The following is a 23,338-nucleotide window of genomic DNA, read 5'->3' as shown; positions in this document are numbered from 1 at the left end:
GGCTCACTAGAGATGTGTCAGCGCCGGGGACCGCGCCGCGGTCATTAGACGCCTGAGCCGGTGGTGTGAGCGATGGCGTTTAGGACGGTGCGCAGCTTGCCGTGGGTTTCATCGGCTTCGGCGTCGGGATCGGAATCAGCGACGATGCCAGCCCCTGCATACAGCGTGATGCCGTCGCGGTCGAGCAATGCCATTCGGATGGCGATCACTGCCTGACCATCGCCGTGGGTATCCTGTGCAGCGATGTACCCGGTGAACAGACCCCGTGGCTCTTCGAGGTCCTCGATGATGCGTTGTGCTACCGGGGTGGGAGAGCCGCACACTGCCGGGGTCGGGTGAAGTGCTTCCGCGACCTCGATGAGAGTGGGGATGCTGCCGTCTTCTCGCGGGCGCAGCGTGCCGCGAATATGAGTGCCAAGGTGCAACATGGTGGCGGCTTCGACTACTTCGGGCACCTCGGGAGCATCAATGTGTGAGCACAGTGGGGTTAAAGACCGCACGATATCGGCGACCACAAATGCGTGTTCGCTACGATCTTTCGCAGAGTTCATCAGCGCGTGGCGCCGGGGTGCATCAATGTCCTCATGTCCGCTGCGTGGGGCAGATCCTGCCAGTGGAAAAGCTTCGACGTTGAAACCGTGCCGTCGAATCAGGAGTTCGGGACTCAGGCCAACTAGTGTGCGCTCGCCCGGTAGCGGCATGAGCACGGGAAAGCCCTGGGTCCCTAGGGAGATGAGGTCATCGACGATACGGTCGGCGAGTTCTTGCTGCGCAGACATATCTAAGCGGGTGTTGTGGGCGAGGCACATGCGTCGACCAAGCACGACTTTATTGACCGTTCCAGCCTGAATGAGATCGCGCGCCTGGGCTACTCGACGGGCGTATTCGGCCCGGGTGGGAACCTGACATGGGTCGTCGCCGCCCATACGGGTTGTGCTTGCGCGACTGCCGGCGGCGACGCTTGGGTCCGTGTTCTGTGTAGGCGTGGAATCCGGGAAATCTAAAGCTGTGGTACCGGTGGTCGTGCGGTGTGTTGACTCAGTGGGAATCTGCTCCGTCACAGCGGATGGGGCCCCTTGTGCTAAACCGCTGGGGTTGCCGGCTTCCGCGTGGTCGCAGACCAGCACGGCGTCATCATCTGCAGAAAAGGGGCGGGCCAACACAAAAGACGTGGTGGAGGGCGCGAGCATATCCGTCAGTACGGCGACCGGCACGATCGTGGGCGCCCCGGTGACCTGGACGTCGCCGAGTCGGGCGCGCCGGAAGGCGGTGGGGGCGGAGCTGAGAGCAAGCGGGTTCATCACGTTCTTTCGGGGGAGTGGTCAGCAGTGTCGGATGCTAGGCCCGGAGGCTAGCGCCTCCGTCTACATATAGTTCCTGCATCGTCAGGTGACGGGCACCCGGAGAGAGCAGATACGCGACGGCATCGGCTACATCCTCGGGAGAGGCTAGGCGTCCGAGTGGTATTCCCAGACGGTATTGGGCGGCATCGCCGTGGACGGCGGCCTTGTGGCCGGCATCGGGGTTCTCCCCCCAGAACTCTCGTTGCATGGCGGTGTCGGTTGATCCTGGGCACACGACATTGCATCGTATCTGCTGGTCAGCGAGTTCTAGCGCCAGGGTGGTGGCCAGTGATGAGGCACTAGCTTTGGCGGCTCCGTATGCTCCCATACCGATCCGTGGCACTCGGGCGGCGTTAGACGTGACGGCAACAATTGCCCGATCGTTGTGGGCAGCAGGTGGGGCGGCGTTGCGCTCTGTAGATGGTTGGTTGTGCCCTGCAGGTAAGGCACTGCGGTCTATAGATAGTGGCGCGGTGTCGGGATTAGGCACAGTGTCGGAGTTAGACACCGTGTGGGGAGTATCAGAGACAGGTTGAGGGATGCTTTGCGCGCTCATGGCTCGGGCAGCTTCCCTAAGAACCAGGAATGTTCCGGTGCTATTGACCCGCTGGATTCGTTCGTACTCTTTGAGCGGGGTATCGACGATTGGGCGGAGGGTGAAAATTCCGGCTACGTGAGCGACCGCTTGGATATGGCCGAGCTCAGCGGCTTCGGTGAAAAGCTCGGCGACGGCGCGTTCGTCGGTCACATCGACGTGGCGGGCCCGCACGCGGGAGCAGGGGGTCAGTGGTGATGCTGTGTGGTTGCTGGGCGTTTTTTGCGGGTGGTGAGTGGCCCAGTCAATGGGGAGGATGTCTGCGGCGACAACGATGAGATCTGGATAGTCGGCCAGTAGGCGTTCAGCGACGGCGCGTCCGATCCCGCGGGCGGCCCCGGTGACGACGGCGATATTGGTCATGTGCGGATCCTTGGGCTGAGCGCGCGAGGGCGCAGCGGTAGGGCGCAGATGGTATCCAAGATGGGACTTGGCGCACCATCATGCCCGGGTAGCAACGACATAAGGTTATGCAAACCTAAGTAGGCGAATGCAAGGTGTAGTGAATTTCGTAACGTTAGCATCGCGAAAATCATATGGCTGCCGTTGAGATGCCGACCGAGGTGAAACCCGGCCTGGGTAGATCTTGATCCGGAGCGTGTGAGAGCCAGTCCCAGGCCATGCATGGATATCCGTGTCGGGCGCGCGCCGCGCTGGCGCCCGAGTTGAGCCTCGAGCTGGGCCCCGTACAGGAGACAGAGTGCTGAGCCTCGCGCAGACCCGGACCTGGCCCAGGTTCTGGCTAGTGTGTCCCACTCTTTTTGCCGAAGGGGAGCACGTGCATCACCGCTACGATGATGGCGCCCCAGATCAGGCCAAGAATCGCAGAAAAGAATGTGTTGATCAGCCAACCCAACAGACCGCCAATAACCGGTACTCCATGCACGCCGTGCTCAAGGTGATGCACCCATTCGTAGGGTGCGTGCAATCCGAGCTCATGGACCCCGACCAAAATAATGTGGCCGCCAACCCACAGCATTGCGGCCATGCCGATCAAGGAAATTGCGTTCAACACCTTCGGCATTGCCGTGACCAGTCCGCGCCCGATGCGTTGCGAGGCCTGTGACGGTTTACCGGCGAGATGGAGCCCAATATCGTCCATTTTGACGAGCAGAGCCACCACGCCATAGACCAGAACAGTGATGAAAACGGCCACGACCAGGAGGATCACCGCCCGACTGATGAGACCTTCGTTAGCGACCTCGTTGAGCGCGATCACCATGATTTCGGCGCTGAGGATGAAGTCGGTGCGCACGGCGCTGGAGACCATGGTTTTTTCGGCATCCGCCCCTTTGACAACCGCCGGGGTGTCATCGTGGTGCCCTCGCAGTTTCGCCCAGATTTTCTCGGCGCCCTCGAAGCACAGGTAGGTGCCGCCGAGCATCAAAATGGGGGTGAGTAACCATGGTAAAAACTGGCTGAGGAGCAGGGCTGCGGGCAGGATGAAAAGAATCTTGTTGCGCAGTGAGCCGATGGCGATCTTCTTAATGATTGGCAGTTCACGACTGGGCTGCACCCCGCGCACGTATTGAGGGGCGACAGCGGTGTCATCCACCACGACCCCGGCTGCCTTAGTGCTGGCCCGGGCTGCCGCCACAGCGACATCATCGATATTTGCCGCCGCCATTTTCGCGAGCACGGCAACGTCATCCAACAGTCCGGCGAGACCTCCGCTCATCGAATTGCTCCTGCCTGGTTGTCGCGTAGGGGCTGGGGGCATGACGGAAGGCTCACGAGGGCGAAGGAGATAGAGGCTTTCGCCGCGGGTAGGTTGCGCATCATGGGTATGAGCGTACGGGGTTGGTATGACATGTGAGGCTTTCGGGTCGAGGTCGGGATGTAGTCCACATGTCATCGTGCTGATCGATGGGTCAATCCGCTCAGGTGTCTGAGTGGTGGTCGGTGCCGGGGGCGTGTGTCGAACGAGGAGTGACGGTAGCGATGCGGCATGTGATGCACGCCATGCGAGGTGAGTGTGGACGGTGGGAATATCGACCCCGCCCCAAGAGTTGAGTCTGATGTACTCAGGTTGATTGAGGTGATCATTGACAAGTGCGATGCACCTGTATCTACTTGAGTCTCGAAAGCTCAAGTCTTCCCGGCTGCTAACGGGAACGAACGGATAGCTGCTTAAGGCTCAGCCTGAGCACTACCGCAGCCGTTCTCGCCCCGCACGCCGGACCGGCGGACCGCCTTGGCCGTCGGCACCCGATCAGGAAGGAACCCCTAATGTCTCGAGTTGTAGGCATTGACCTCGGCACCACCAACTCCTGCGTTGCCGTCCTTGAGGGTGGCCAGCCCACCGTCATCGCCAACGCGGAGGGCCTGCGTACCACCCCGTCGGTGGTCGCTTTCTCCAAGCAAGGAGAAGTTCTGGTCGGTGAAGTTGCCAAGCGTCAGGCGGTCACCAACGTTGACCGCACCATTGCGTCCGTGAAGCGCCACATGGGCACCAACTGGACCAAAGAGATCGACGATAAGAAGTACACCCCGCAAGAAATCTCCGCCCGCGTTCTCGGCAAGCTCAAGCGCGACGCCGAAGCATACCTCGGCGAGACCGTGACCGACGCCGTCATCACCGTGCCCGCATACTTCAACGATGCTGAGCGTCAGGCCACCAAGGACGCCGGGCAGATCGCCGGACTGAACGTCCTGCGCATCATCAACGAGCCCACCGCGGCTGCCCTCGCCTACGGCCTGGAAAAGGGCAAGGAAGACGAGAAGATCCTGGTATTCGACCTCGGCGGCGGCACCTTCGACGTCTCCCTGCTGGAAGTCTCCAAGGATGATGACGGATTCGCCACCATCCAGGTTCAGGCCACCGCAGGCGATAACCGTCTCGGCGGTGACGACTGGGATCAGCGGGTTGTGGATTGGCTGATCAAGCAGGTGAAGTCCAAGGATGGCGTGGATCTGTCGAAAGACCGCATCGCCCTGCAGCGCCTGAAGGAAGCAGCAGAGCAGGCCAAGAAGGAACTCTCCTCCTCGTCATCGACCAACATTTCCCTGCAGTACCTGTCGATGACCGAAAACGGTCCGCTGCACCTGGATGAGAAGCTCACCCGGGCGCAGTTTGAAGACATGACCTCCGATTTGCTGGAGCGCTGCAAGGCTCCGTTCCACCAGGTCATCAGCGATGCCGGAATTAAGATCTCGGATATCGACCACGTGATCTTGGTCGGTGGTTCCACCCGTATGCCGGCTGTGACCGACCTCGTGAAGTCCCTGACCGGTGGCAAGGACCCCAACAAGGGTGTAAACCCGGATGAGGTCGTGGCCGTCGGCGCTGCTCTGCAGGCTGCCGTTATCAAGGGCGAGCGCAAAGACGTTCTGCTCATGGACGTCACCCCGCTGTCCCTCGGCATCGAAACCAAGGGCGGGCGGATGGCTAAGCTCATCGAGCGCAACTCCGCTATCCCGACCAAAGCCTCCGAAATGTTCACCACGGCTGAAAACAACCAGCCCGCGGTGACCATCCAGGTCTTCCAGGGCGAGCGCTACTTCACCCGGGATAACCGGCTGCTGGGCACCTTCGAGCTGACCGGTATCGCGCCCGCACCCCAGGGTGTGCCGCAGATCGAGGTCACCTTCGACATTGACTCCAACGGCATCGTGCACGTCTCCGCTAAGGACCGTGGCACTGGTAACGAGCAGTCCATTCAGATCACCGGTGGATCGGCCCTGTCTAAAGAAGACATCGAGCGCATGGTCAAGGACGCCGAGGCACACGCCGCCGAGGACGAGGAACGCCGCAAGCTCGCTGACGCTCGCAACACTCTTGAGCAGCTGGTCTACCGCGGTGAGAGCCTGATCAAGGACAACGGCGACAAGGTCTCCGAGGACATCAAGACCCCCGTTGAGGATGCGATCAAGTCCGCGAAGGAAACGCTCGAGAACGAGGACGCTCCGATCTCGGATCTGGAGGCAAAGCGCGACGCACTGGATGAGGCTCTTCAGAAGGTGGGTGCTGCGATCTACGCGCAGGCACAGACCGAAGGTGCCACCCCCGGCGCTGGCACCGAGGAGCCGGCAAACTCGTCCGCTAAGGATGAAGATGTTGTCGACGCCGAAATCGTGGACGAGGACGAGGGCAAGGAGAAGAAGTGACCGCCAACGATGGAGCACCCGAGCCTGAGGGTGAGCCGCGGTTCTCCTTCGTCGATAAGAGGAAAGTGGATCCGGCGACCGGAAAACCCCGGTCCTCGGGCCCCGACCTCGACGACGTAGACCGCGAAGCGGCAAAGCTCGTCGCTGAGGAAAAGGCGAAAGACGCCGAGAACGGCACAGCCGATCCCAAAGATGCACAGATTGCGGAGCTCACCTCCCAGGTTGCTGAACTTCAGGAGGAACTCAAACGGGCTCAAGCGGAGTACGTGAACTCCCGCCGACGGATCGAAATGGCCGCAGATCAGCGAGTTTCGTCAGCCGTGGGCCAGGTTCTCAGCTCGCTTATTTCCGTGCTCGACGACATCGAGCTCGGGCGCCAGCACGGCGACGTGACAGAAGGGACCCCCTTCCACGCGATTGCCACCAAGCTTGAGGACACGCTTGGCTCGCACGGCCTGACTCGGTACGGGGCGGTCGGGGAGGAGTTTGATCCGGCCCTGCACGAGGCCCTTATGCATGAGGAATCCGATCAGGTCGAGGTCAACACCATTAAGACGGTGCTTCAGCCCGGCTACCAAATGCACGACAAAGTGTTGCGGCCCGCACGGGTTGCAACCCATGGTCCTGAGTGATCATGCTTTGAGCGTCGTCGGGTCGCTTCGTTGCCGGAGCGGCCCGACGACGCTATCACCGGGTGCCTGGCACCCCGCAGACTTTTCGCCGATTGTGATGACCGGCCACCCACTACATCGTCAATAGATCAGGAGACAAAATGTCAGGTCAGGATTGGCTCGACAAGGACTTTTACGCGGTCCTCGGTGTCTCCAAGGACGCCTCTGCCGACGAGATTAAAAAGGCGTACCGCAAAAAAGCTAAGGAACTGCACCCGGATCGGCATCCGGGGGACTCCGGAGCCGAAGCGCGGTTTAAAGCTGTCGGCGAAGCCTATGCCGTCCTGAAAGATGCCGAACAGCGTAAACAGTACGACGCGATCCGTGCGCTGGGATCCGGAGGTGCTCGGTTCACAGCGGGTCCATCCGGCTCGGGCGGAGCAGGCGGATTCGAGGACATCCTCGGTGCGATGTTCGGCCAGCGCGGCGGTAACTTCCGGTTCGACACTGGTGGGGGCGGAGCCGGTTTTGAAGATATTTTGAGAGGCTTTGGTCAGCAGGGTGCCGCATCAGGTCCCGGCGGTGGATATCCCGGCGGCAGCCCGTTTGCCGGAGCAGGCTCCTATGGCGGTAGCGGTGCACCCGCTAAAGGCCAGGACCTCACCGCACGCACCACCCTGTCCTTCCGTGACGCCGCTTTAGGGTGCGAGGTCAGGATCAATGTCAGTGGCAAAACCCTGACCGCCCGCATTCCCGCCGGGGTCCACGACGGCCAGAAAATCCGCTTGCGTGGAAAAGGCCAACCCAGCCCGTATGGCGGTGCCGCCGGAGACTTGGTGATCTCCGTGGCCGTGACCGAGCACCCGGTATTTTCGATGTCGGGTAAGGACCTCAAGATCACGGTGCCGGTCTCCTTTGATGAAGCCGCGCTCGGGGCAGTCCTCGACGTTCCGCTGCTAGACGGAGGAACAGTCAAGGTGAAGGTACCTGCCGGCACCCCGTCGGGTCGCACATTGCGGGTCCGCGGTAAAGGTTTGACCACGAAGAAGGGCACCGGTGACTTGCTGGTTGTGATAAACGTCGTGGTGCCAACTCACCTCAGCAAAGCGGCTAAAGAGGCCGTGGTGGCCTTCCGTGAAGCCACCAAAGATGAAAACCCGAGAGTGGGCCTGGCTGACGCAGCATCCGCCTGAGACGATCAGATTGGTGGCGCTGCCGAGTAGGTTGTCGAGTAGGCAGCGCCGAACGTCGGGGAATGCCCCAACCCGACAGTGCCGCATGACCGGTAGCGCGGCGGATTGGGCAGAGGCTTTTAGAGCTCAGCAAACCGTGCAGCGAACTAGACGCAAGGTAGTTAGCGCAGGGCAGTAAGCGCAGTGACAGTGCAGGCAGTAAGCACAGTGAGGGACTGAATATAAGGAAGGAGATGGCTCATGATGATGGACGATCTCGCCCCGGTATTCGTCATATCCGTCGCGGCGGAGCTGTCGGGCATGCACCCGCAGACGCTGCGAACATACGACCGTCTCGGCATCGTGTGCCCGCGCCGAACCCCTGGCCGCGGACGGCGCTACTCCGCTCGCGATATTGCTCAGCTGCGTCAAGTGCAAAAGCTATCCCAGGAAGAAGGCATCAACCTCGCGGGGATTAAACGAATCCTGGAACTCGAAAATCAGGTCCAGGATCTCCAAAACCAGCTAGCTGCGGTGCATACAGCCATCAAAGAAGCCCAAAACCGGGCCGGGCGGCGCATCTTTGCAACCGGTCCCGATGGCGAAACCACCGTAATGCGGTACGGGCAGCGTCCCCAGCGACGCCCGGGAGGGGCACTGGTGGTCTGGAAACCAGGCCACCCCCGGGACTAGAGATCGGTCGCCGCATTCGACTTTCACGCCGGTTGCCGGGCAAGTAGCCTCAGGCGTTGCGGAAATGCCCGGAAACCTGCGCCCGTGCCACCTCATGCGTGTGGATCATGAAGCGAATCTGCACATGCGGAGTATCTTCGGGCAGGTCAATGTGCGGAATCGACAGTGCATGCACCGTCCAGATATAGCGATGGTCCTCGCCCTCGGGCGGATGCGGCCCGTCGTATCCTTTGGTCCCGTAATCATTACTGGCCTGGTCATATCCCGTATCGGAGCGCGGCTGGCCGGTGCTCAGGGCCGTGGTTTCGACAGGGATGTTGTACGCGATCCAATGCCAGAAACCCGAGCCCGTGGGGGCATCTGGATCAAAGCATGTCACCGCAAAGGAGCGGGCATTCTCGGGAGCGCCGGACCAGGCAAGGTCGGGTGAGAGATTCTCCCCGCCGAGGTCCGCAACCAGCTGCGCCGGACGTATAACCTCGCCCTCTGTCACGGCGTTGGATGCCACGGTGAATTTTTCGTGCGAAACGGTGTCAGGAGCCATGTCATCAACCCTAGTCACCGAGCCGCGCCGATGCGAGAAAACGGCCACTGGCGGGACCTGCTGGTCTCTGCCTTACTCGTCGAGTAGGTTGTCGCGTCCGACGAGGATATGTGGGTAGATACCGAAGGAGGCCGGAACAGGTTCGGGGATATTAAAAAATATAAACAGCAGCAAACTACAAAGAGATTAAAAGATGCCCCCAAGGGTGCACTTGGCGGGTTGGTGACCGTGAAGCACACACACGACTAGATCTGTTTGGACTCCGAGCGGCAGAGTCGGCTGTCACACCCGTGCTTGCGGGCTAGCGGGCCCATATCGCCACTAGACTCGCCCCATGGACCAGGCACACGATCAGGACTTCACCCCCGTCGTCGTCGGAGGAGATATCGGTGCCTATTCCCTGGCGCGTGCGTTCCACGAAGCCTATGGGAAGAGCACCGTCGTCATTTCTAAGCTGCGAGGCTGGCACGTTGACCGCTCACGGATCATCGACAACGTCACCTGCTTAGACCCGTTCGATTCTCAGGCGTTGCTACCCGTCCTAGAGGACGTCGGGCGAACCCACCCGGATGGAAAACTGCTTCTGCTCGGCTCCGCAGATGCAACCGTGAAAGCCATTATTGGCCTGAGGGATCGTCTGGATCAGCGTTGGGTGGTTCCCTATGTCTCCCGGGAACAGTTCGACGCTGGGACCCAGAAACAAAACTTCACAGCGCTGTGCGAACGGCTCGGGATTGACCATCCTGCAACTCGGGTTGTCAATCTGGCCGAGGATGTGGATCCGAATCTCGAGATCCCCTTCATCTACCCGGTGATAGCCAAGCCTGCGGAAGTCTCGGAATGGAAAAAGATTTCCTTTGAGGGTAAGTCCAAAGTGCATACGGTGGCATCCCGGCACGACCTTTTAGCGCTGCTGCGCACCATCCGAGCTGCGGGCTATCGCGAAAGCATAATCGTCCAGGACATGATCCCGGGCGATGACCAAAACATGCGGATCCTCACCTGCTACTGCGATCGCACCTCGCAGGTTCGCTTTGCGTCGTGGGGGCGGACCTTGCTGGAAGAACACAGCCCCGGCGCCATTGGCAACCCGGCAGCTATTGTGACTGGCGTGAATCCTGAGATGGTGGCTCAGGCTCAAAAACTACTCTCCGAATTGCAGTGGACTGGATACGCGAATTTTGACCTCAAATATGATCCGCGAGATGGAAAAACCAAGTTTTTTGAACTGAATCCGCGTTTGGGTCGGTCGAATTACTACGTCACCGCAGGCGGCCATAACCCGGTCACCTATTACGTCGACGAGCTGATCCGCAGAACGTTGCCCGAGGGAACCTCGCTAATTCAGGAACAGGACGAAGTGCTGTACACGGTGGTTCCCGCCCGGCTCGTGCGGCACTACACCACACTGCCGGATGCCCGCGAACAGTTAGATCGTGTGCTCGCTGCGAAGAAGGTGAAGAACCCCTTGGTGTATCGCGGGGTTGAAACTGATCCGAAACGCTGGGCATATATTGCGCTATCTCAAATGAACTATGTGAAGAAGTTCCGTCGCTACTACCGTCCGCATCCGGTACGAGGCCAGGCGTGAGTTCGGACCTGCCTGAGGGTGCAGCGAATATGTTGGCGTCTGATCCGAATCAGTTAGCCCAGCTTGGTAAAGGCTGGAGCAATCCGGTCGTGGGCGTGCTCGGCGGGGTGGGGCCAGCTGCGACCGCAACTTTTCTTGACGTGCTGGTGAGGGCTACCCGATCTTCCACAGATCAGGGGCATATCGACGCGTTAGTTGCCCAGCATTCAACGGTTCCGGACCGTACCGCGCACATTCTCGATCCCGACAACCACCCGGACCCTGGGCCTGTGCTGGCACAGGATGCGCGCATGTTGCAGGCAGCCGGAGTGGACCTGTTAGTTTTACCGTGTAACACCGCCCACCACTACAGCGAGCACATTATGCGCGCTATCGATATTCCCCTGCTCAGCATTGTGGAAACCACCGCCCACAGTGCGGCAGAGGTTGTGGCGCACTCGGGTGCGCCGGTCGCTATTTTTGCTACCGAAGGCAATGTGCGCGCGGAGGTGTATCAGCGCGATCTGGATGCTCTCGGAAGCACCCCCATGCTTCCTTCGCGCCCCGTTCAGGACATGATCAATACCGTTATTTACGACCAGGTCAAGGCGGGCCAGCCGGTGGATCTAGGTCTGTTCGATGATGCGGTGGCGCAGATGATTGATGCCGGGGCGGGAGCAGTCATTCTGGGGTGCACGGAGCTGTCGGTAGTTTTTGACCAGTACGGTTACCGAGGCGATAAACGGCTCGTCGATTCCTTGACGGAGCTTGCTCGAGCAACTGTGCGGGCGGTTGGCAAAGAACTCAGCCCCGCTTTTTCCTGATGCTTTTGGCCACTTGATGCGCAGCACGCTGGTAGTGAGGCGGGGGAGTAGCTGATCCGCGAGTGCCAGAGATCTACCTAGTGCGGGATCTATCAAAAGAAGCCTAGACCGGGCAAAACGTGGCCTGATTCAAGGTGGACTCCAGGCCGATCTTGAGATGCGTCCGAAGATCGACATGCCCGATGTACGTACGTCGATGCCGGGTCTTGATATGCGTGAACCCGATCGAAATTTCTTGCTACCAAGAGTGTGAACGGGGATGAGCTATCCCCGACACGGTTGCTAGACATGGCAGGGAAGGACACGGTGCGAGAGCTTGGACACTAGTGCTCTGGACGCGGTACACGACTGTGACCTGCTGAAAAGCATCATCCACCACTCAGGACCCGTCAGGTCACAGTGATGATCGGTGCGAAGCTTGTTGTGCAGCCTCTGTAATAGCCCTCAGCATTGATTGAACTGCTCGGCGCTGAGCGCGGTCAGGTCGCATGATCGCTGACAGATAGCGGCTGGTATATACATCAACGATCGGGATCAGTTTTAGCCTGTCGCTGGCAGGGGTAGTGAAGCGGGGTAGCACCGCAAGCTGATTGCTCGCGGAGACAAGCGCTTCGATCAGGCGATTGTCGCGGACTCGCTGTGTGATGTTGAGAGGTTTTCCGAGTCGTGTAGCGATAGATGTGAGCACGGTATCGAATGGATATCCCTCGGGTACACCAATCCAGTTCGCGTCTGCAACGTCTTTGGAGCGTAGAGCTGTGCGTGAGGCGAGAGGATGGGTAGCTGCTAATGCGATGTCGAGGGGTTCCTGTATCAGTTTACGAACAGTAAGACCGGTTGTGCCGGTGGGTTCCGGGTGATTCAGGCTGTGGGCGATCACAATGTCGTAATCCCTCGTGAGCTCGGCGAACTCGTGTTCGGCTGGATCGAGATCAGTAATGTGTAGATCTATTCCGGCGTGTGCCGCAGCTTGTAAGGCGCGAGGGAAAAGTAAAGTGGCAGCACTTGGAAACGCAACGATAGATACAGCTCCACCCGGGTCCTGTCGGTATGCATCCCAGCGAGCTTGTACTGCCGCCAAAATTGTCTCGATCTCGACGCCGCCTGCTGCGAGGATTCGCCCAGCGTCGGTGAGTCGCACGCCGCGTCCTTCCGGCTCGACAAGCTGCATGCCTGCGTCTCGTTGAGCGGTCCGGAGCTGCTGGGAGACGGCGGATGCAGTGCGGTGTGTTGCCTCCGCTACCGCGGTGATGCTGCCGCGGTCGGCGAGTTCACGGAGCAGTTGAAGATGCCGTATATCCATGTAGGTAACCTACAATGTATATGTTGAAAGTTTCAGTTGTCCTTTAATAAATTTGCTGTGACGATGGGCGTATGCCCGTACGTCATGTTCCACTCGCCGTTCTGGTTGCCGCACTTTGGGGAATCAACTTTGTAGCAATCGACATTTCCCTCGAAACCTACCCGCCATTACTGCTTGCCGCTATTAGATTCGGCCTGCTTGCGGTTCCGACCGTGCTGTTTATTCCCCGCCCGCAGGTTAAGTGGAGGTGGCTCCTCGGATACGGTGCCGGCTTTGGGGTTCTCCAATTTGGTTTCCTGTACTGGGGTATGTCAGTCGGAATGCCGGCGGGACTTGCCTCCCTTGTTCTCCAAGCCTCCGCGCCGTTCACCGTGATCTTGGGTGCCTTGTTCTTCAAGGAGTCGATCACGCTATTTCGCGCAGTCGGCATCGTAATCGCTATTGCCGGGCTATCCCTGGTCGGGTGGCAACGCGCTGAACACGCAACTTTTCTTCCCTTCCTGCTCACTCTCATCGGTGCCCTCGGTTGGGCGATTGGGAACATCTGCAACCGTCAGGCGCGCACCACAGAGCCGTTCCGCTTGATGCTGTGGATGACCGTGATTCCGCCGATTCCGATGTTTGTGCTCAGCTGGATATGTGAAGGGCCGCAACGGATCGCAAACGCACTTCGGGTGGCAGTTACTCCCGAAGGTATTGGTCCGACTCTGGGTCTTCTGTTTACCGTGATCGTGGCGACGGTGATTGCATCCGGTATCTGGACGTGGCTCATGTCGCGGCACCCGGCGGGATCAGTTGCACCCTTCTCGCTTCTCGTGCCGATTTTTGGCATGCCGACAGCCTGGCTCATCTTTCACGAGGTTGTCCGTATCGGTGAAGTTACCGGGGCGGCTCTCGTGGTGACAGGTGTCCTCCTCAGCGCGCTTACCTATCGGCCCATGAGAAGAACCGCCACGCTAAGTCGGGATGCGGAAAGAGTTAAAGATCTGGATCGCGCTACTCTGGAAAGCGGCTCTCAATCTAAGTGAGTATCGCTATATGGTTATATGGCTATATGAATAGGATTACGTGAAGCGTGGTCAATGTGCCAGCTGCTTAGTAGCCGAGCGATCCATTACTAGAGCGCAGCATCCGCCCCATCGCGTCCTCCCCCCGTTACTCACCGGCGCACGAAATAAATGATCAATGCGATAGCAACGATGAAGACCGCAATAATTGCGCAGAGAAAAATAATCTCAGATGCTTGTAAAGCAAAAACGCTCATGTCCTTACCTCGCAGACCGTTCATTGCTGATGATGGCATGGCTGCTAGTCGTAAGCCTAGACTGCCACTTTTGTGTACTTAGCTTCCGCTTTGTACACCTAGCAGCGACCCTAGCATCGACAGTTAAAAACCGGTAGAGGTTGGGCGCGGGTAATACTTCAAGAACTTCCGGACATGGTTGAATCGGGTGACCCGCGCATAGGTGCGCATCCACGCGCCTTCGGCTTTGTATAGCCACGGATCAACAACCCCACGGTGAGCGATTGCACGTACATGCCTGCGCTGCTCAGGGTCGGTGACATACCGCATGAGCAAGCCGGTTGGCACCATCGAATACAAAATCTCGGGAACACCGAACACCGGTTCTACCGCGCGGTTAAAGACGCCATCCTCCACAATGAAGCGGGCGATATTGGCTCCTGCCCCGGTGACGTAGAAACTATTGCGGCCGATGCGCGGGTTCACCTCCAAAAAGTGCAGCGTTCCCGTGCGAGGATCTTCTTTAATATCGAAGTTGGCAAACCCGATGTACTGGGTTGCCTCCAAGATGGCCCGGGCCTGAGTAAGAGCCTCGGAATAGGTGTGAGTCAGCATGGCGGCGGGCCGCCCTAAAGCGTCTGGAGTGTGCTCTTCCAGCAGCACAGCGGCACTTGCCGCAAGTGTTACCACTCCGCGGGCATCGCGATAAGCGGTAATGGAGCGCATATAGGTGTCGTCACCAGGGATCAGCTCCTGCACCACGAAACGGTCGCGGAATCCAGCCTCATATAGACGATCAACCAATTCGCGCAGTTGCCCTTCGTCGGACAGGAAATACACCTTTTTCTTCCCGTCCATGCGCAGACGCACATGGGGTTCGCTCACAGCTGGCTTGGCGACGACGGGGAATCCAGCGTCGATATGCGGAATCTCCGGGCGCTGGCCGTTCCTGAAATCGAGGGTCAGGGTGCGCGGTGCATCGATACCGAGCTCACCGCACAGAGCCGTGAACTCGGCCTTATCGGATAGGCGTTCGACCGTGGTGAGGTCGGGCAGGCGCAGCACATAATAAGGGGCTAAAGCGTCGGCATGACGCGCAATAAAAGCGATATCTCCGTCGGTATTGCACATCAGCACCGCAGGCCGACCGTGATCACAAGCGCCAGATATCCCCGGCTCGGCACCATAGGTTGCTTCGGCTCCGCCGGTCTGGGCCGCCTCGCGCCTGCCTGTTCCCGGCACACCGGAATCATCACTCCCGGTGACCTTTGCATCGTCGGCCTTAGCCGATTCTGAATCCTCAGATCCGGACTGAGCTGATCCAGCCGACGAGTACCCGCGAGCCTCAGCGAGCGCAAGCAGGGTCTTGAGTCGGTCCTCATCGGTGCTGCCGGAGGGAAGGTCATGCACCTGGCAGGTGATGCTGCGCCTAAACGGTTCGGGTGCGCCGACTGCCACGACAGTGCTGACTACGCCGTACGCTTCGTGGAATGCGCGAGATAGCGCGTAAATGCCAAGGCCCGAGCCAAGTAAAACAACGTCGAAGGGGGCGTCGCTGGGGGCAGGGGTACGGTGCATGAGAAACCTTTGGATTGATCTGCGAGCAGAGGACCTAGACACTGTCAGCGTTTGACGAAAAACTCGTCGTACCACACTAGGAAACAGTAGATCGACCAGATGCGTTTCATATAGCCGTTCACCCCGGTCTGGTGCGTCTCCAGCATGCCGAGAATGTAGTCGCGGTTGAAAAAGAGTCCCGCCTCATCGCTGGAAAAGCGTGCCCGCACCTCGCTGACGTACGGTTCCTGGCGCAGCCAATCATTCAGCGGAACCGGGAAACCCAGTTTTTTCTTGTTCGCAGTGCGTTCGGGAATCTCGCGCAATGCCGTGCGGCGCAGCGCAATTTTGGTGTTCTCTTTGGTGACTCGGAATCTACTGGGAATGCGTCGGGCGACGTCAAAGACGCGCAGGTCGAGGAAAGGAACCCGCAGTTCCAAAGAGTGCGCCATCGACATCTTGTCCGCCTTTTGTAAAATGTCGTACAGCATCCAGGTGTGGATATCCACGTACTGCATTTGGGTCACATCGTCGAGATGGGCCACATGATCGAACAGCGGTTTGGTCCTTGAGGCTGAACTGGGTGCGGGAATTGGCGCCCGCAAAACTTTTTGCCGTTCCTCCGGCGAAAAGACGTAGTTATTGCGGAAGAATCTTTCGGGCAGCGATGTGGCGTTGCGCAGAAGGAAGCGTTTACCGCGGAAATTGGGGAGCCGGGATGCGATAGCTGCAATGCCGCGGCGCACCGGGGCAGGTACCTTCTGGTAGGTGGAGTAATCCAGTGGTTCCCGGTACTGGTTGTACCCCCCGAACAATTCGTCGGCGCCTTCGCCGGAGACGACGACTTTGACCTGTTCAGCGGCGGCCTGGGTGAGGAAGAACAGGGGCAGCGCTGATGGGTTCGGCAGCGGTTCATCCATCAGATACTGAATCCGCGGCACGGCAGCGAAAGTTTCGTCCGCGGTGATCTGCTTTTCGTGGAACTCAGCATCTATCTTCTGGGCGAAGTCCCGGGCGTACGACAGCTCACTGTACTTTTCTTCCGCGTAGCCAACCGAAAACGCTTTAATCCGGTTCCCGGTTTTCGTCATCTCCTTGGTGATGTAGGAGCTGTCGATACCAGAGGACAGGAAGCATCCCACCTCGACATCGGCGATTTGGTGTGCGGCTACCGACTCTTCGACGGCGTCCTGGATGATGCGCGTCCAGTCGTCGAGCGACTTACTGTCGTCAATATCGAATTCGAGCGAGTGGTAGCGACGGATACTGAGGTTGCCGTCGGTGAAGGTGAAGCATTCGCCGCCGAGCAGTTTATGAACGCCCGAAAAGAGGGTTTCGCGGAACGGAATGTACTCGAACGAGAGGTAGTCAGGAAGAACGGAGGTGTTGACTTCTTTGGTGAAGTTCGGCTGCGGGAGGAAGGATTTAATTTCCGAACCGAAGATCAACACATCGTCGTTGTGCTGGTAATAGAACGGTTTGATGCCGAAGGGGTCGCGGGCGCCAAAAAGCGTCTTGGTTTGCGTATCCCAGATGACAAAAGCAAACATTCCGCGTAGACGAGCCAGAACATCCTGGCCCCAGTGCTCGAAACCGCGCAGAATGACTTCGGTGTCTGAGTGGGTGCGGAAGCTGAGACCTGCCTCGACCAGTTCGGCTCGCAGTTCCCGGTAGTTGTAGATCTCGCCATTGAAAACGATGACCTTCGTGCCGTCCTGGCTGACGATGGGCTGGTCGCCGTGGCTGAGGTCGATAATCGATAGTCGCCGAAAACCCAGGGCGATGTCGTCGTCGGTGAAATACCCCTCCTGGTCGGGGCCGCGGTGAATGATCTGCGCAGCCATCGCGGAGATCACGGGTTGCTTATCCGCGAGCGTAGGATCGACGAAACCGGTGAAACCGCACATGAGGGCGGGGCCTTTCTGCTCTCTGGACTGTTCTCGGGCGATGCGTGCATTCGGCGAGAACGCGACGGTACGCGTCACTGACCGCGAGCTGCCGGGATGAGGCGAGGTGCACGAGGACCAAAACAATCTACCAGGGGCCAGGCCCTCATCGTCCCCCAGACTCGGTAGGAAGGCTAGGGGACGATGAAGGTGCGGGCATGGGGTCAGGTGCTCCTACGGGGTTATCCGCGGACCCATATCGCTGTATCGGGTGCTAGCTGTGGGGCGTGGTCGCGCTTGGGCTGTTCCTGATCGGCCGAGGTCAAAAGGACTTGTGCCCCGTCGGGAAGAGGAACAGTATGCTCAGAGGTGTTGAGGTAGACCGTGATCTGACCAACTTGAAGCGTGAGCACGCCGGGGGCAAGGTCATCGCACCAGGTCATATCCGAAGATCCGAGCCGATATTCGCGGCGCAGACGCAAGGCTTGCCGATACATTTCAAGCGTCGATCCCGCCACGCCGGTTTGTGAGTCGGCAGCGTACTGGCGGAAATACTCCGGCTGCGGCAGCCACGACGCGCCGGTGGGGGAGAAGCCGAACGCCGGGGCGTCAGCCTCCCAGGGAATCGGGACCCGGCATCCGTCGCGGCCCGGCACACCTGCACGCTTATGCGCGGGATCTTCACGCAGTTCGTCGGGGATCTCGGGAACCTCAGGCAGCCCGAGCTCTTCGCCCTGATAGATATATGCAGAACCCGGCAGGGACAGCATGAGCACGGTCATGGCGCGAGCCCGCCGCAACCCAAGGATGCGATCTGGTTGGTCCTCATCAGGGCCGAGGCCTTCACCCAGAATGCGATCCGGGCTGAATCCGTACCGGGAGGCATGACGGATCACATCGTGATTGGACAGCACCCAGGTGGTCGGCGCCCCGACCGCCGTAGCGTCACGCAGAGGCGTGTCGATAGCACTGCGGATCTTCTCTTCATCCCAGCGGGCTAGCAGGAACGAGAAATTAAAGATCTGATGCATTTCACCGGGGCGCACATATAGGGCCATGCGTTCAACCGGCACCCAGCATTCACCGACCATCATGCGGTCACCGTCGTAGGAGTCGAATATTTTTCGCCACTCGCGGTAGATGTCGTGCACGCCATCCTGATCGAAGAACGGGGGCGTCTGGTTCTCATCGGTGTCAATCAGGCCTTCCTGATTGCTGACCGCATCCGGTAACCCGGGGGCTTTGACTAGTCCATGCGCCACATCTACGCGTACCCCGGCGACGCCGCGATCTAACCAAAAGCGCAGCACATCGTGGAAGAGCTCATGGACGCGTGGATTATCCCAGTTCCAGTCTGGCTGGGTGGTGTCGAAAAGATGCAGGTACCACTGGCCAGGTGAGCCGTCGGTTTCGGTCACGCGGGTCCAGCCATCGCCGTGAAAGATCGACTGCCAGTTATTGGGGGGAAGCTCGCCGGATTCGCCTGTGCCGTCGCGGAATATATACATATCTCGCGCCGCCGACCCGGGTTGTGCGGCGAGCGCTTCCTGAAACAGCGGATGCTCAGAGGACGAATGGTTGGGGACGATGTCGACGAGAACTTTAATTCCGAGTTCGCGCGCCCGTTCCATGAGCGTATCGAAATCGCCCAGGGTGCCGAACCGAGGGTCAACATCGGTGTAGTTGGCGACGTCGTACCCCGCATCGTTTTGGGGCGAGGTGTAGAAGGGTGACATCCAGATGGCATCGACCCCCAGTTCTTTGAGATAGGGGAGTTTTTCGGTGATCCCTGGGAGATCGCCCATGCCATCACCGTTGTGGTCGGCAAAAGAGCGTGGATACACCTGATATACGACGGCGTCGCGCCACCATTCATGGGACATAGGGAGTTCTCCTGTCATTGAGCTATGGGGATGGCCGCCTGCGAGGACAGCGCATTGGAGTGGTTTCTGCCTCTACCCCTTCACAGCCCCTGCGGTGGAGCCGCCGATAATGTAGCGCTGTAGGAACTGGTAAAGCGCGATGACCGGAATCATGATGAGCACGGATCCGGCGGCGAACACCCCCAGGTTATTGGATTTATCGGCGTTGAGCAGCCCGTACATGCCCACGGCGAGCGTCTTCGTCGAATCGTCGGTGAGCAGGAGCGAACCTAAAAGGAAGTCGCTCATCACACCCACCAAGCTCAGCAGCAACGTGGTGGCGAGAATCGGGGTGAGCGCCGGTAGCAGGATGCGGCTGAAAACTTGCCAGTGCGAGCAACCGTCAATGATGGCCGCTTCGTCGAGCTCTTTGGGAACGGTGTCGAAAAATCCTTTGATCAGCCATACCTGCCCGAGGGAGCCGCCGAGTAGCACGAGAATATAGCCCGGCAAGGTGTTTAAACCGAACAGTGGTATCACCTGGCCGATGTCCGAGATCATCGAGTAGATCGAGATCATGGCGAGGATCGCGGGGAACATCATGATTAACAGCAGGCAGAGCAGGCCGCCGCGACGTCCAGTGAACCGGAAACGGCTAAACGCGTAGGACGCGAGAACCGAGAGAAACACTTGGATGATCGATACCACCACGCAGACGATCACCGTGTTGAGGTACCAGGACAAGAATGGCCCATGCTGACCGGAAAGCAGTTTGGAGTAATTCTCGAAGCTCACCTCCCGGGGAATGATCTGAGTGCTGGAGATCGTCCCCAAGGGATTAAGCGACGCCGAGATCACGTACAGAATGGGGAAAATAGCGAATGCCAGGGCGATGAGCCCGACCAGGTGGCGCCATCCGACTTCGCGCATCCAGCGGCCCAGCGGTAGCTTGCGCTGGCGCAATGCTGTGGGGCGGGCTGGTGTGTCCGAGGATGCCGGGGTGTGTGATGTGGTCATGGTTGTGCTCCTCATGCGGCACTCAATTGACGTCTTCTAACAGCCGGGTCATGCGGAATTGGACGGCTGCGAGGAACCCAGTGAGAACAAAGAGCGCCACCGATACCGCCGAAGCGAAGCCGAATTCTGCGCCGGAACCACCGAAGGCGATGTGGTACACCATCGAAATGAGAATGTCGGTGCCACCGCGCGTGTACTCACCCGGCGGGAAGGGCCCGCCCCCGGTGAGCAGCTGAATCGCGTTGAAGTTATTGAAGTTGTAGGCGAAGCTCGAAATCAGCAGCGGTGCGACCGCGACCAGCAAGAGCGGGGTAACAACCCGCAGGGTGGTTTGAAGCCCACTCGCGCCGTCGATCCGGGCGGCTTCGCGCACGTCTTGAGGAATAGCCTGGAGCGCACCCGTGGAGACGATAAACATGTAAGGAAAACCCATCCACAAGTTCGTCAGCAGGACGGCACATTTGGCCCAGGTGGGATCCCCGAGCCAGTCAATATGCAGGCCAAGCGTCTGATTAATCAGCCCGAAATCGCGGTTATAGAAGTTTGCCCACAGCAGTAGGGCAATAAATCCGGGCACCGCGTAGGGCAGCAGCAGGAAGGACCGGTACACCCGTTTGCCTCGGATACGGTCATCATTGAGCACGATGGCTAGAAAGAGCCCAAGCGCGAAGGTGAGCAGAACGGATCCGAAGGCGAATATCAGGTTCCATCCCAGGGCTCGTGCGAACTGGGAGCCGATGCTGGCGTCGGTAAATAGCCGCGTGTAGTTGGCGAACCCGACCCCCTGTAACCAGGACTGAGGGAAAGCCGGCTTGCCGTCGGCATTGACGAAATATTCCGAGGTGCCGACCATCCCCACCCGGAAGGTTTCGCCGGTTGCAGAGTTCACGATGGCATCTTGGGAGGCGTCATAGCGCAGGGTCTTCGTTCCCCGAAACGCCTGGTTGACCCCGGAGATTCTGATCGCCGACTCGTTGTCAACGGGGACCGCGACATTTTGTAGGTCCCGGTAGACCGCATTAATTTCTCGCGGCGTAAGAATCGTGTATCCGGGCGCCCCGCTCACCCTGCGACCCTTGAGCTCGACCTCACCGGGAGTGACCGGGGATAGGCGTTGTTCGGAACTGCCGCGGTACACCGCACCGGTTTTCTGCTCGACTAGGAAAAACTCGAACGGCCCCTTGGCGACGGAGGCTTTGGTCGCGACCGTGAGGTTGTATCGCGGAGAACCAGGGAGCTGTTTCACAGAACTGCTGGTGATGGCTTCAATGGCCTGTTCTTTGGAGCCGCGAGCACCGTCGCCGAAATTCGTGAACGAATAGCCCACGGTGAGGATGACGGGGATGACAAGGAACAGCCCGAGGAAGAATGTTCCGGGGAAAATGTATTTACCCGGGATGAAGCGCTTGGTGGAGTAGAGAACAAACAGGCAGATCGTTGCGAGGGCGACAACAAGTGCCCAGGTCCACATCTGCTGTCCGATGAGAACGGGCAGCAGATACGCCGCCAGGGCGAGAGCGCTTCCCAGCACGAGCACCCTGACGATGACGCTGGTAATCGTCGTGGAACGTTCCCGGCACACGGGGATCGAGGTCATCGGGAGCGAGCCTTACTTGATCTGTGCGGCGATGTGCTCGCCTGCCGACATCATGGTGGTCTTGGGGTCGGCTCCGCCGATAATGCTCGCCTGCGCTTGGCCGAGCGGCTTCCACACAGCAGCCATGGCGGGGATAGCGGGCATAGGTTGGGCCGATTCAGCTAGCTGCGCGATTTTGACCATCTCTGGGTTGTCGGCGGCGAGTTGCTTTTGCAGCGCAGAGTTCACCGGCGGCAATTGGTTGATCTGGAACATGGCATGGAAAATCTCGGTGCTGGCCGCCAGGTCAGCGATGAACTGGTTCGCGTTCCCGGGGTTTTTGGCCTTGGATGCCACATAAAAGGCATTGACGCCTGCGAACGGGCGGGCTGGTTGCATTCCCTGGAGCTGAGGCCATGCCACCAATGAGACGTCGATACCGGCCTTTTTAATATCGGACAGTGCCCACGGCCCGGAGGAAAGATAGGCGGCTTTACCATCGGTGAACAGCGAGATGGCGTTGTCTACGGTGACTGAGGTTTTTAGGATTCCCTGCTTGCCCAGTTCCAGTATCTTTTCCGCGGCTGCGATGGAACCTTCTTTACCGACTCCGAGGTCCTTGGGGTCGTAGTTGCCGTCCTTTTCTCCGAAGAGGTAGCCGCCAGCTGAGGTATAGATGGGCTCCATGTTGTAGGCGTCGCCCTCCTGGCCCACGGGCAGGCTCAGCGGCAATTCGGCGCCCCCGGCTTTCCCTGCGGCGATCATCTCCTCAAACGTGGTCGGTTCGGCAACGCTGGTGAGCTTCTTATTCGCGTAAATCACTAGGGTCTCGACGGAATACGGCAAGCCGTAGACCTGTCCCTGGTAGGTGACGGCTTTCATCGCCGTCGGCGCGATGTCTTTGGTGGCGTCCTGCTCCAGCTGCATCGGGGTGATCGAGGAGTTCTGAACCAGGTTTCCGATCCAGTCATGGGCGCCGATCACGATATCGGGTCCGTTACCGGCTTGGTTAGCCGTGACGAAGTTGGTCATCAGGTCTTTGGCCACGGTTTGCACGGATACGGTCAGGCCGTTGCGCTGCCCCCATTCGGTGGCCGCCTTGGTGAGCGAGGGGGCTTTCTTCCCATCGGCCCAGATTGTGAGGTCCGCGCCTTTGTCCGAGCCAGGTTTGGGTGTGGATCCGGCGGAGTCGGGGTGTGAGGAGGAGGATCCGCATCCCGTGGCAATGGCGACGGGCAGGCCAGCGGATAGGGCGAGGAAGGACTTTCGACGAAGAGTCACCTGATTCTCCTTTGACAGGTTGGCTGCCTGGACGCAGCGCATGGGGTCCCGGTAGAGCACACAGTAGGGCCTAAACAGTCCCTCGTGCAAGAATATGAAAAAATTTCATGCGTTCGCACTAGGTGAGAAATTGCCCCGACCGACCGCGGACAAA

General features: G+C 59.2%; 18 protein-coding genes. 7 read left to right on the top strand and 11 right to left on the bottom strand.

What is annotated here, in order from left to right; translation table 11 throughout:
- Window positions 1-44 precede the first annotated feature (44 nt).
- The 3 genes from BN1724_RS04855 to BN1724_RS04845 form a co-directional block, all read right to left on the bottom strand.
- On the bottom strand, window positions 45-1,301 hold the full coding sequence (locus tag BN1724_RS04855) for an isochorismate synthase (protein ID WP_058234458.1): 1,257 nt from the start codon (window positions 1,299-1,301) through the stop codon (window positions 45-47).
- Between the two features lie 37 nt (window positions 1,302-1,338).
- On the bottom strand, window positions 1,339-2,301 hold the full coding sequence (locus BN1724_RS04850) for an SDR family oxidoreductase (RefSeq protein ID WP_058234457.1): 963 nt from the start codon (window positions 2,299-2,301) through the stop codon (window positions 1,339-1,341).
- A 379-nt stretch (window positions 2,302-2,680) separates the two neighbouring features.
- The gene (locus BN1724_RS04845) at window positions 2,681-3,616 is read right to left on the bottom strand and encodes a DUF808 domain-containing protein (protein ID WP_058234456.1); all 936 of its coding nucleotides are present in this window, start codon (window positions 3,614-3,616) and stop codon (window positions 2,681-2,683) included.
- A gap of 551 nt (window positions 3,617-4,167) precedes the next feature.
- Between BN1724_RS04845 and dnaK the strand changes: the two genes are divergently transcribed.
- From dnaK to BN1724_RS04825, 4 genes are all read left to right on the top strand, one after another.
- Window positions 4,168-6,045: a molecular chaperone DnaK gene (dnaK, locus tag BN1724_RS04840; RefSeq protein ID WP_058234455.1), complete on the top strand. Its 1,878-nt coding sequence runs from the start codon at window positions 4,168-4,170 to the stop codon at window positions 6,043-6,045.
- Window positions 6,042-6,677 carry a nucleotide exchange factor GrpE gene (locus BN1724_RS04835; protein ID WP_058234454.1) on the top strand — a complete coding sequence of 212 codons (636 nt, stop codon included), beginning with the start codon at window positions 6,042-6,044 and terminating at the stop codon, window positions 6,675-6,677. Before dnaK ends, BN1724_RS04835 begins: the two co-directional genes overlap by 4 nt.
- Window positions 6,678-6,817: 140 nt before the next feature.
- A complete protein-coding gene (locus BN1724_RS04830; RefSeq protein ID WP_058234453.1) occupies window positions 6,818-7,849 on the top strand; it encodes a DnaJ C-terminal domain-containing protein in 1,032 nt (343 codons plus the stop codon).
- A gap of 240 nt (window positions 7,850-8,089) precedes the next feature.
- On the top strand, window positions 8,090-8,521 hold the full coding sequence (locus BN1724_RS04825; RefSeq protein ID WP_058234452.1) for a heat shock protein transcriptional repressor HspR: 432 nt from the start codon (window positions 8,090-8,092) through the stop codon (window positions 8,519-8,521).
- Between the two features lie 49 nt (window positions 8,522-8,570).
- Here BN1724_RS04825 and BN1724_RS04820 read toward each other — a convergent pair whose 3' ends face one another.
- Window positions 8,571-9,065, bottom strand: coding sequence for a YbhB/YbcL family Raf kinase inhibitor-like protein (locus BN1724_RS04820; RefSeq protein WP_058235771.1), 495 nt, complete (start codon window positions 9,063-9,065; stop codon window positions 8,571-8,573).
- Between the two features lie 334 nt (window positions 9,066-9,399).
- Between BN1724_RS04820 and BN1724_RS04815 the strand changes: the two genes are divergently transcribed.
- Both BN1724_RS04815 and cuyB read left to right on the top strand, forming a co-directional pair.
- Window positions 9,400-10,656 (top strand): carboxylate--amine ligase, encoded by a 1,257-nt coding sequence (locus tag BN1724_RS04815; protein WP_058234451.1) that lies wholly within the window; start codon window positions 9,400-9,402, stop codon window positions 10,654-10,656.
- Window positions 10,653-11,459: a cysteate racemase gene (gene cuyB / locus BN1724_RS04810; protein WP_231928157.1), complete on the top strand. Its 807-nt coding sequence runs from the start codon at window positions 10,653-10,655 to the stop codon at window positions 11,457-11,459. The genes BN1724_RS04815 and cuyB overlap by 4 nt, the downstream gene beginning before the upstream one ends.
- A gap of 394 nt (window positions 11,460-11,853) precedes the next feature.
- Here cuyB and BN1724_RS04805 read toward each other — a convergent pair whose 3' ends face one another.
- A complete protein-coding gene (locus tag BN1724_RS04805; RefSeq protein ID WP_058234450.1) occupies window positions 11,854-12,762 on the bottom strand; it encodes a LysR family transcriptional regulator in 909 nt (302 codons plus the stop codon).
- A gap of 71 nt (window positions 12,763-12,833) precedes the next feature.
- Between BN1724_RS04805 and BN1724_RS04800 the strand changes: the two genes are divergently transcribed.
- The gene (locus tag BN1724_RS04800; RefSeq protein WP_058234449.1) at window positions 12,834-13,790 is read left to right on the top strand and encodes an EamA family transporter; all 957 of its coding nucleotides are present in this window, start codon (window positions 12,834-12,836) and stop codon (window positions 13,788-13,790) included.
- A gap of 359 nt (window positions 13,791-14,149) precedes the next feature.
- Here the strand turns inward: BN1724_RS04800 and BN1724_RS04795 are convergent, their stop codons facing one another.
- The 6 genes from BN1724_RS04795 to BN1724_RS04770 all read right to left on the bottom strand — a co-directional run bounded on the left by BN1724_RS04795 (window position 14,150) and on the right by BN1724_RS04770 (window position 23,184).
- Window positions 14,150-15,583, bottom strand: a complete 1,434-nt coding sequence (locus tag BN1724_RS04795; RefSeq protein WP_058234448.1) for a carboxylate--amine ligase — start codon at window positions 15,581-15,583, stop codon at window positions 14,150-14,152.
- A 44-nt stretch (window positions 15,584-15,627) separates the two neighbouring features.
- Window positions 15,628-17,547, bottom strand: a complete 1,920-nt coding sequence (gene asnB, locus BN1724_RS04790; protein ID WP_197671757.1) for an asparagine synthase (glutamine-hydrolyzing) — start codon at window positions 17,545-17,547, stop codon at window positions 15,628-15,630.
- Between the two features lie 143 nt (window positions 17,548-17,690).
- Window positions 17,691-19,331: a glycoside hydrolase family 13 protein gene (locus BN1724_RS04785; protein WP_058234446.1), complete on the bottom strand. Its 1,641-nt coding sequence runs from the start codon at window positions 19,329-19,331 to the stop codon at window positions 17,691-17,693.
- 72 nt (window positions 19,332-19,403) lie between these two features.
- Window positions 19,404-20,327: a sugar ABC transporter permease gene (locus BN1724_RS04780; protein WP_058234445.1), complete on the bottom strand. Its 924-nt coding sequence runs from the start codon at window positions 20,325-20,327 to the stop codon at window positions 19,404-19,406.
- Window positions 20,328-20,349: 22 nt separating this feature from the next.
- Window positions 20,350-21,924: an ABC transporter permease subunit gene (locus tag BN1724_RS04775; protein WP_058234444.1), complete on the bottom strand. Its 1,575-nt coding sequence runs from the start codon at window positions 21,922-21,924 to the stop codon at window positions 20,350-20,352.
- A gap of 12 nt (window positions 21,925-21,936) precedes the next feature.
- Complete coding sequence (locus tag BN1724_RS04770; protein ID WP_058234443.1) at window positions 21,937-23,184, bottom strand: sugar ABC transporter substrate-binding protein; 1,248 nt, start codon at window positions 23,182-23,184, stop codon at window positions 21,937-21,939.
- Window positions 23,185-23,338: the final 154 nt, after the last annotated feature.

Source organism: Devriesea agamarum (assembly GCF_900070355.1).
Taxonomy (GTDB): domain Bacteria; phylum Actinomycetota; class Actinomycetes; order Actinomycetales; family Dermabacteraceae; genus Devriesea; species Devriesea agamarum.
Note: the sequence above shows the minus strand (reverse complement) of the source record. Positions and strands in the feature narration are given on the sequence as shown.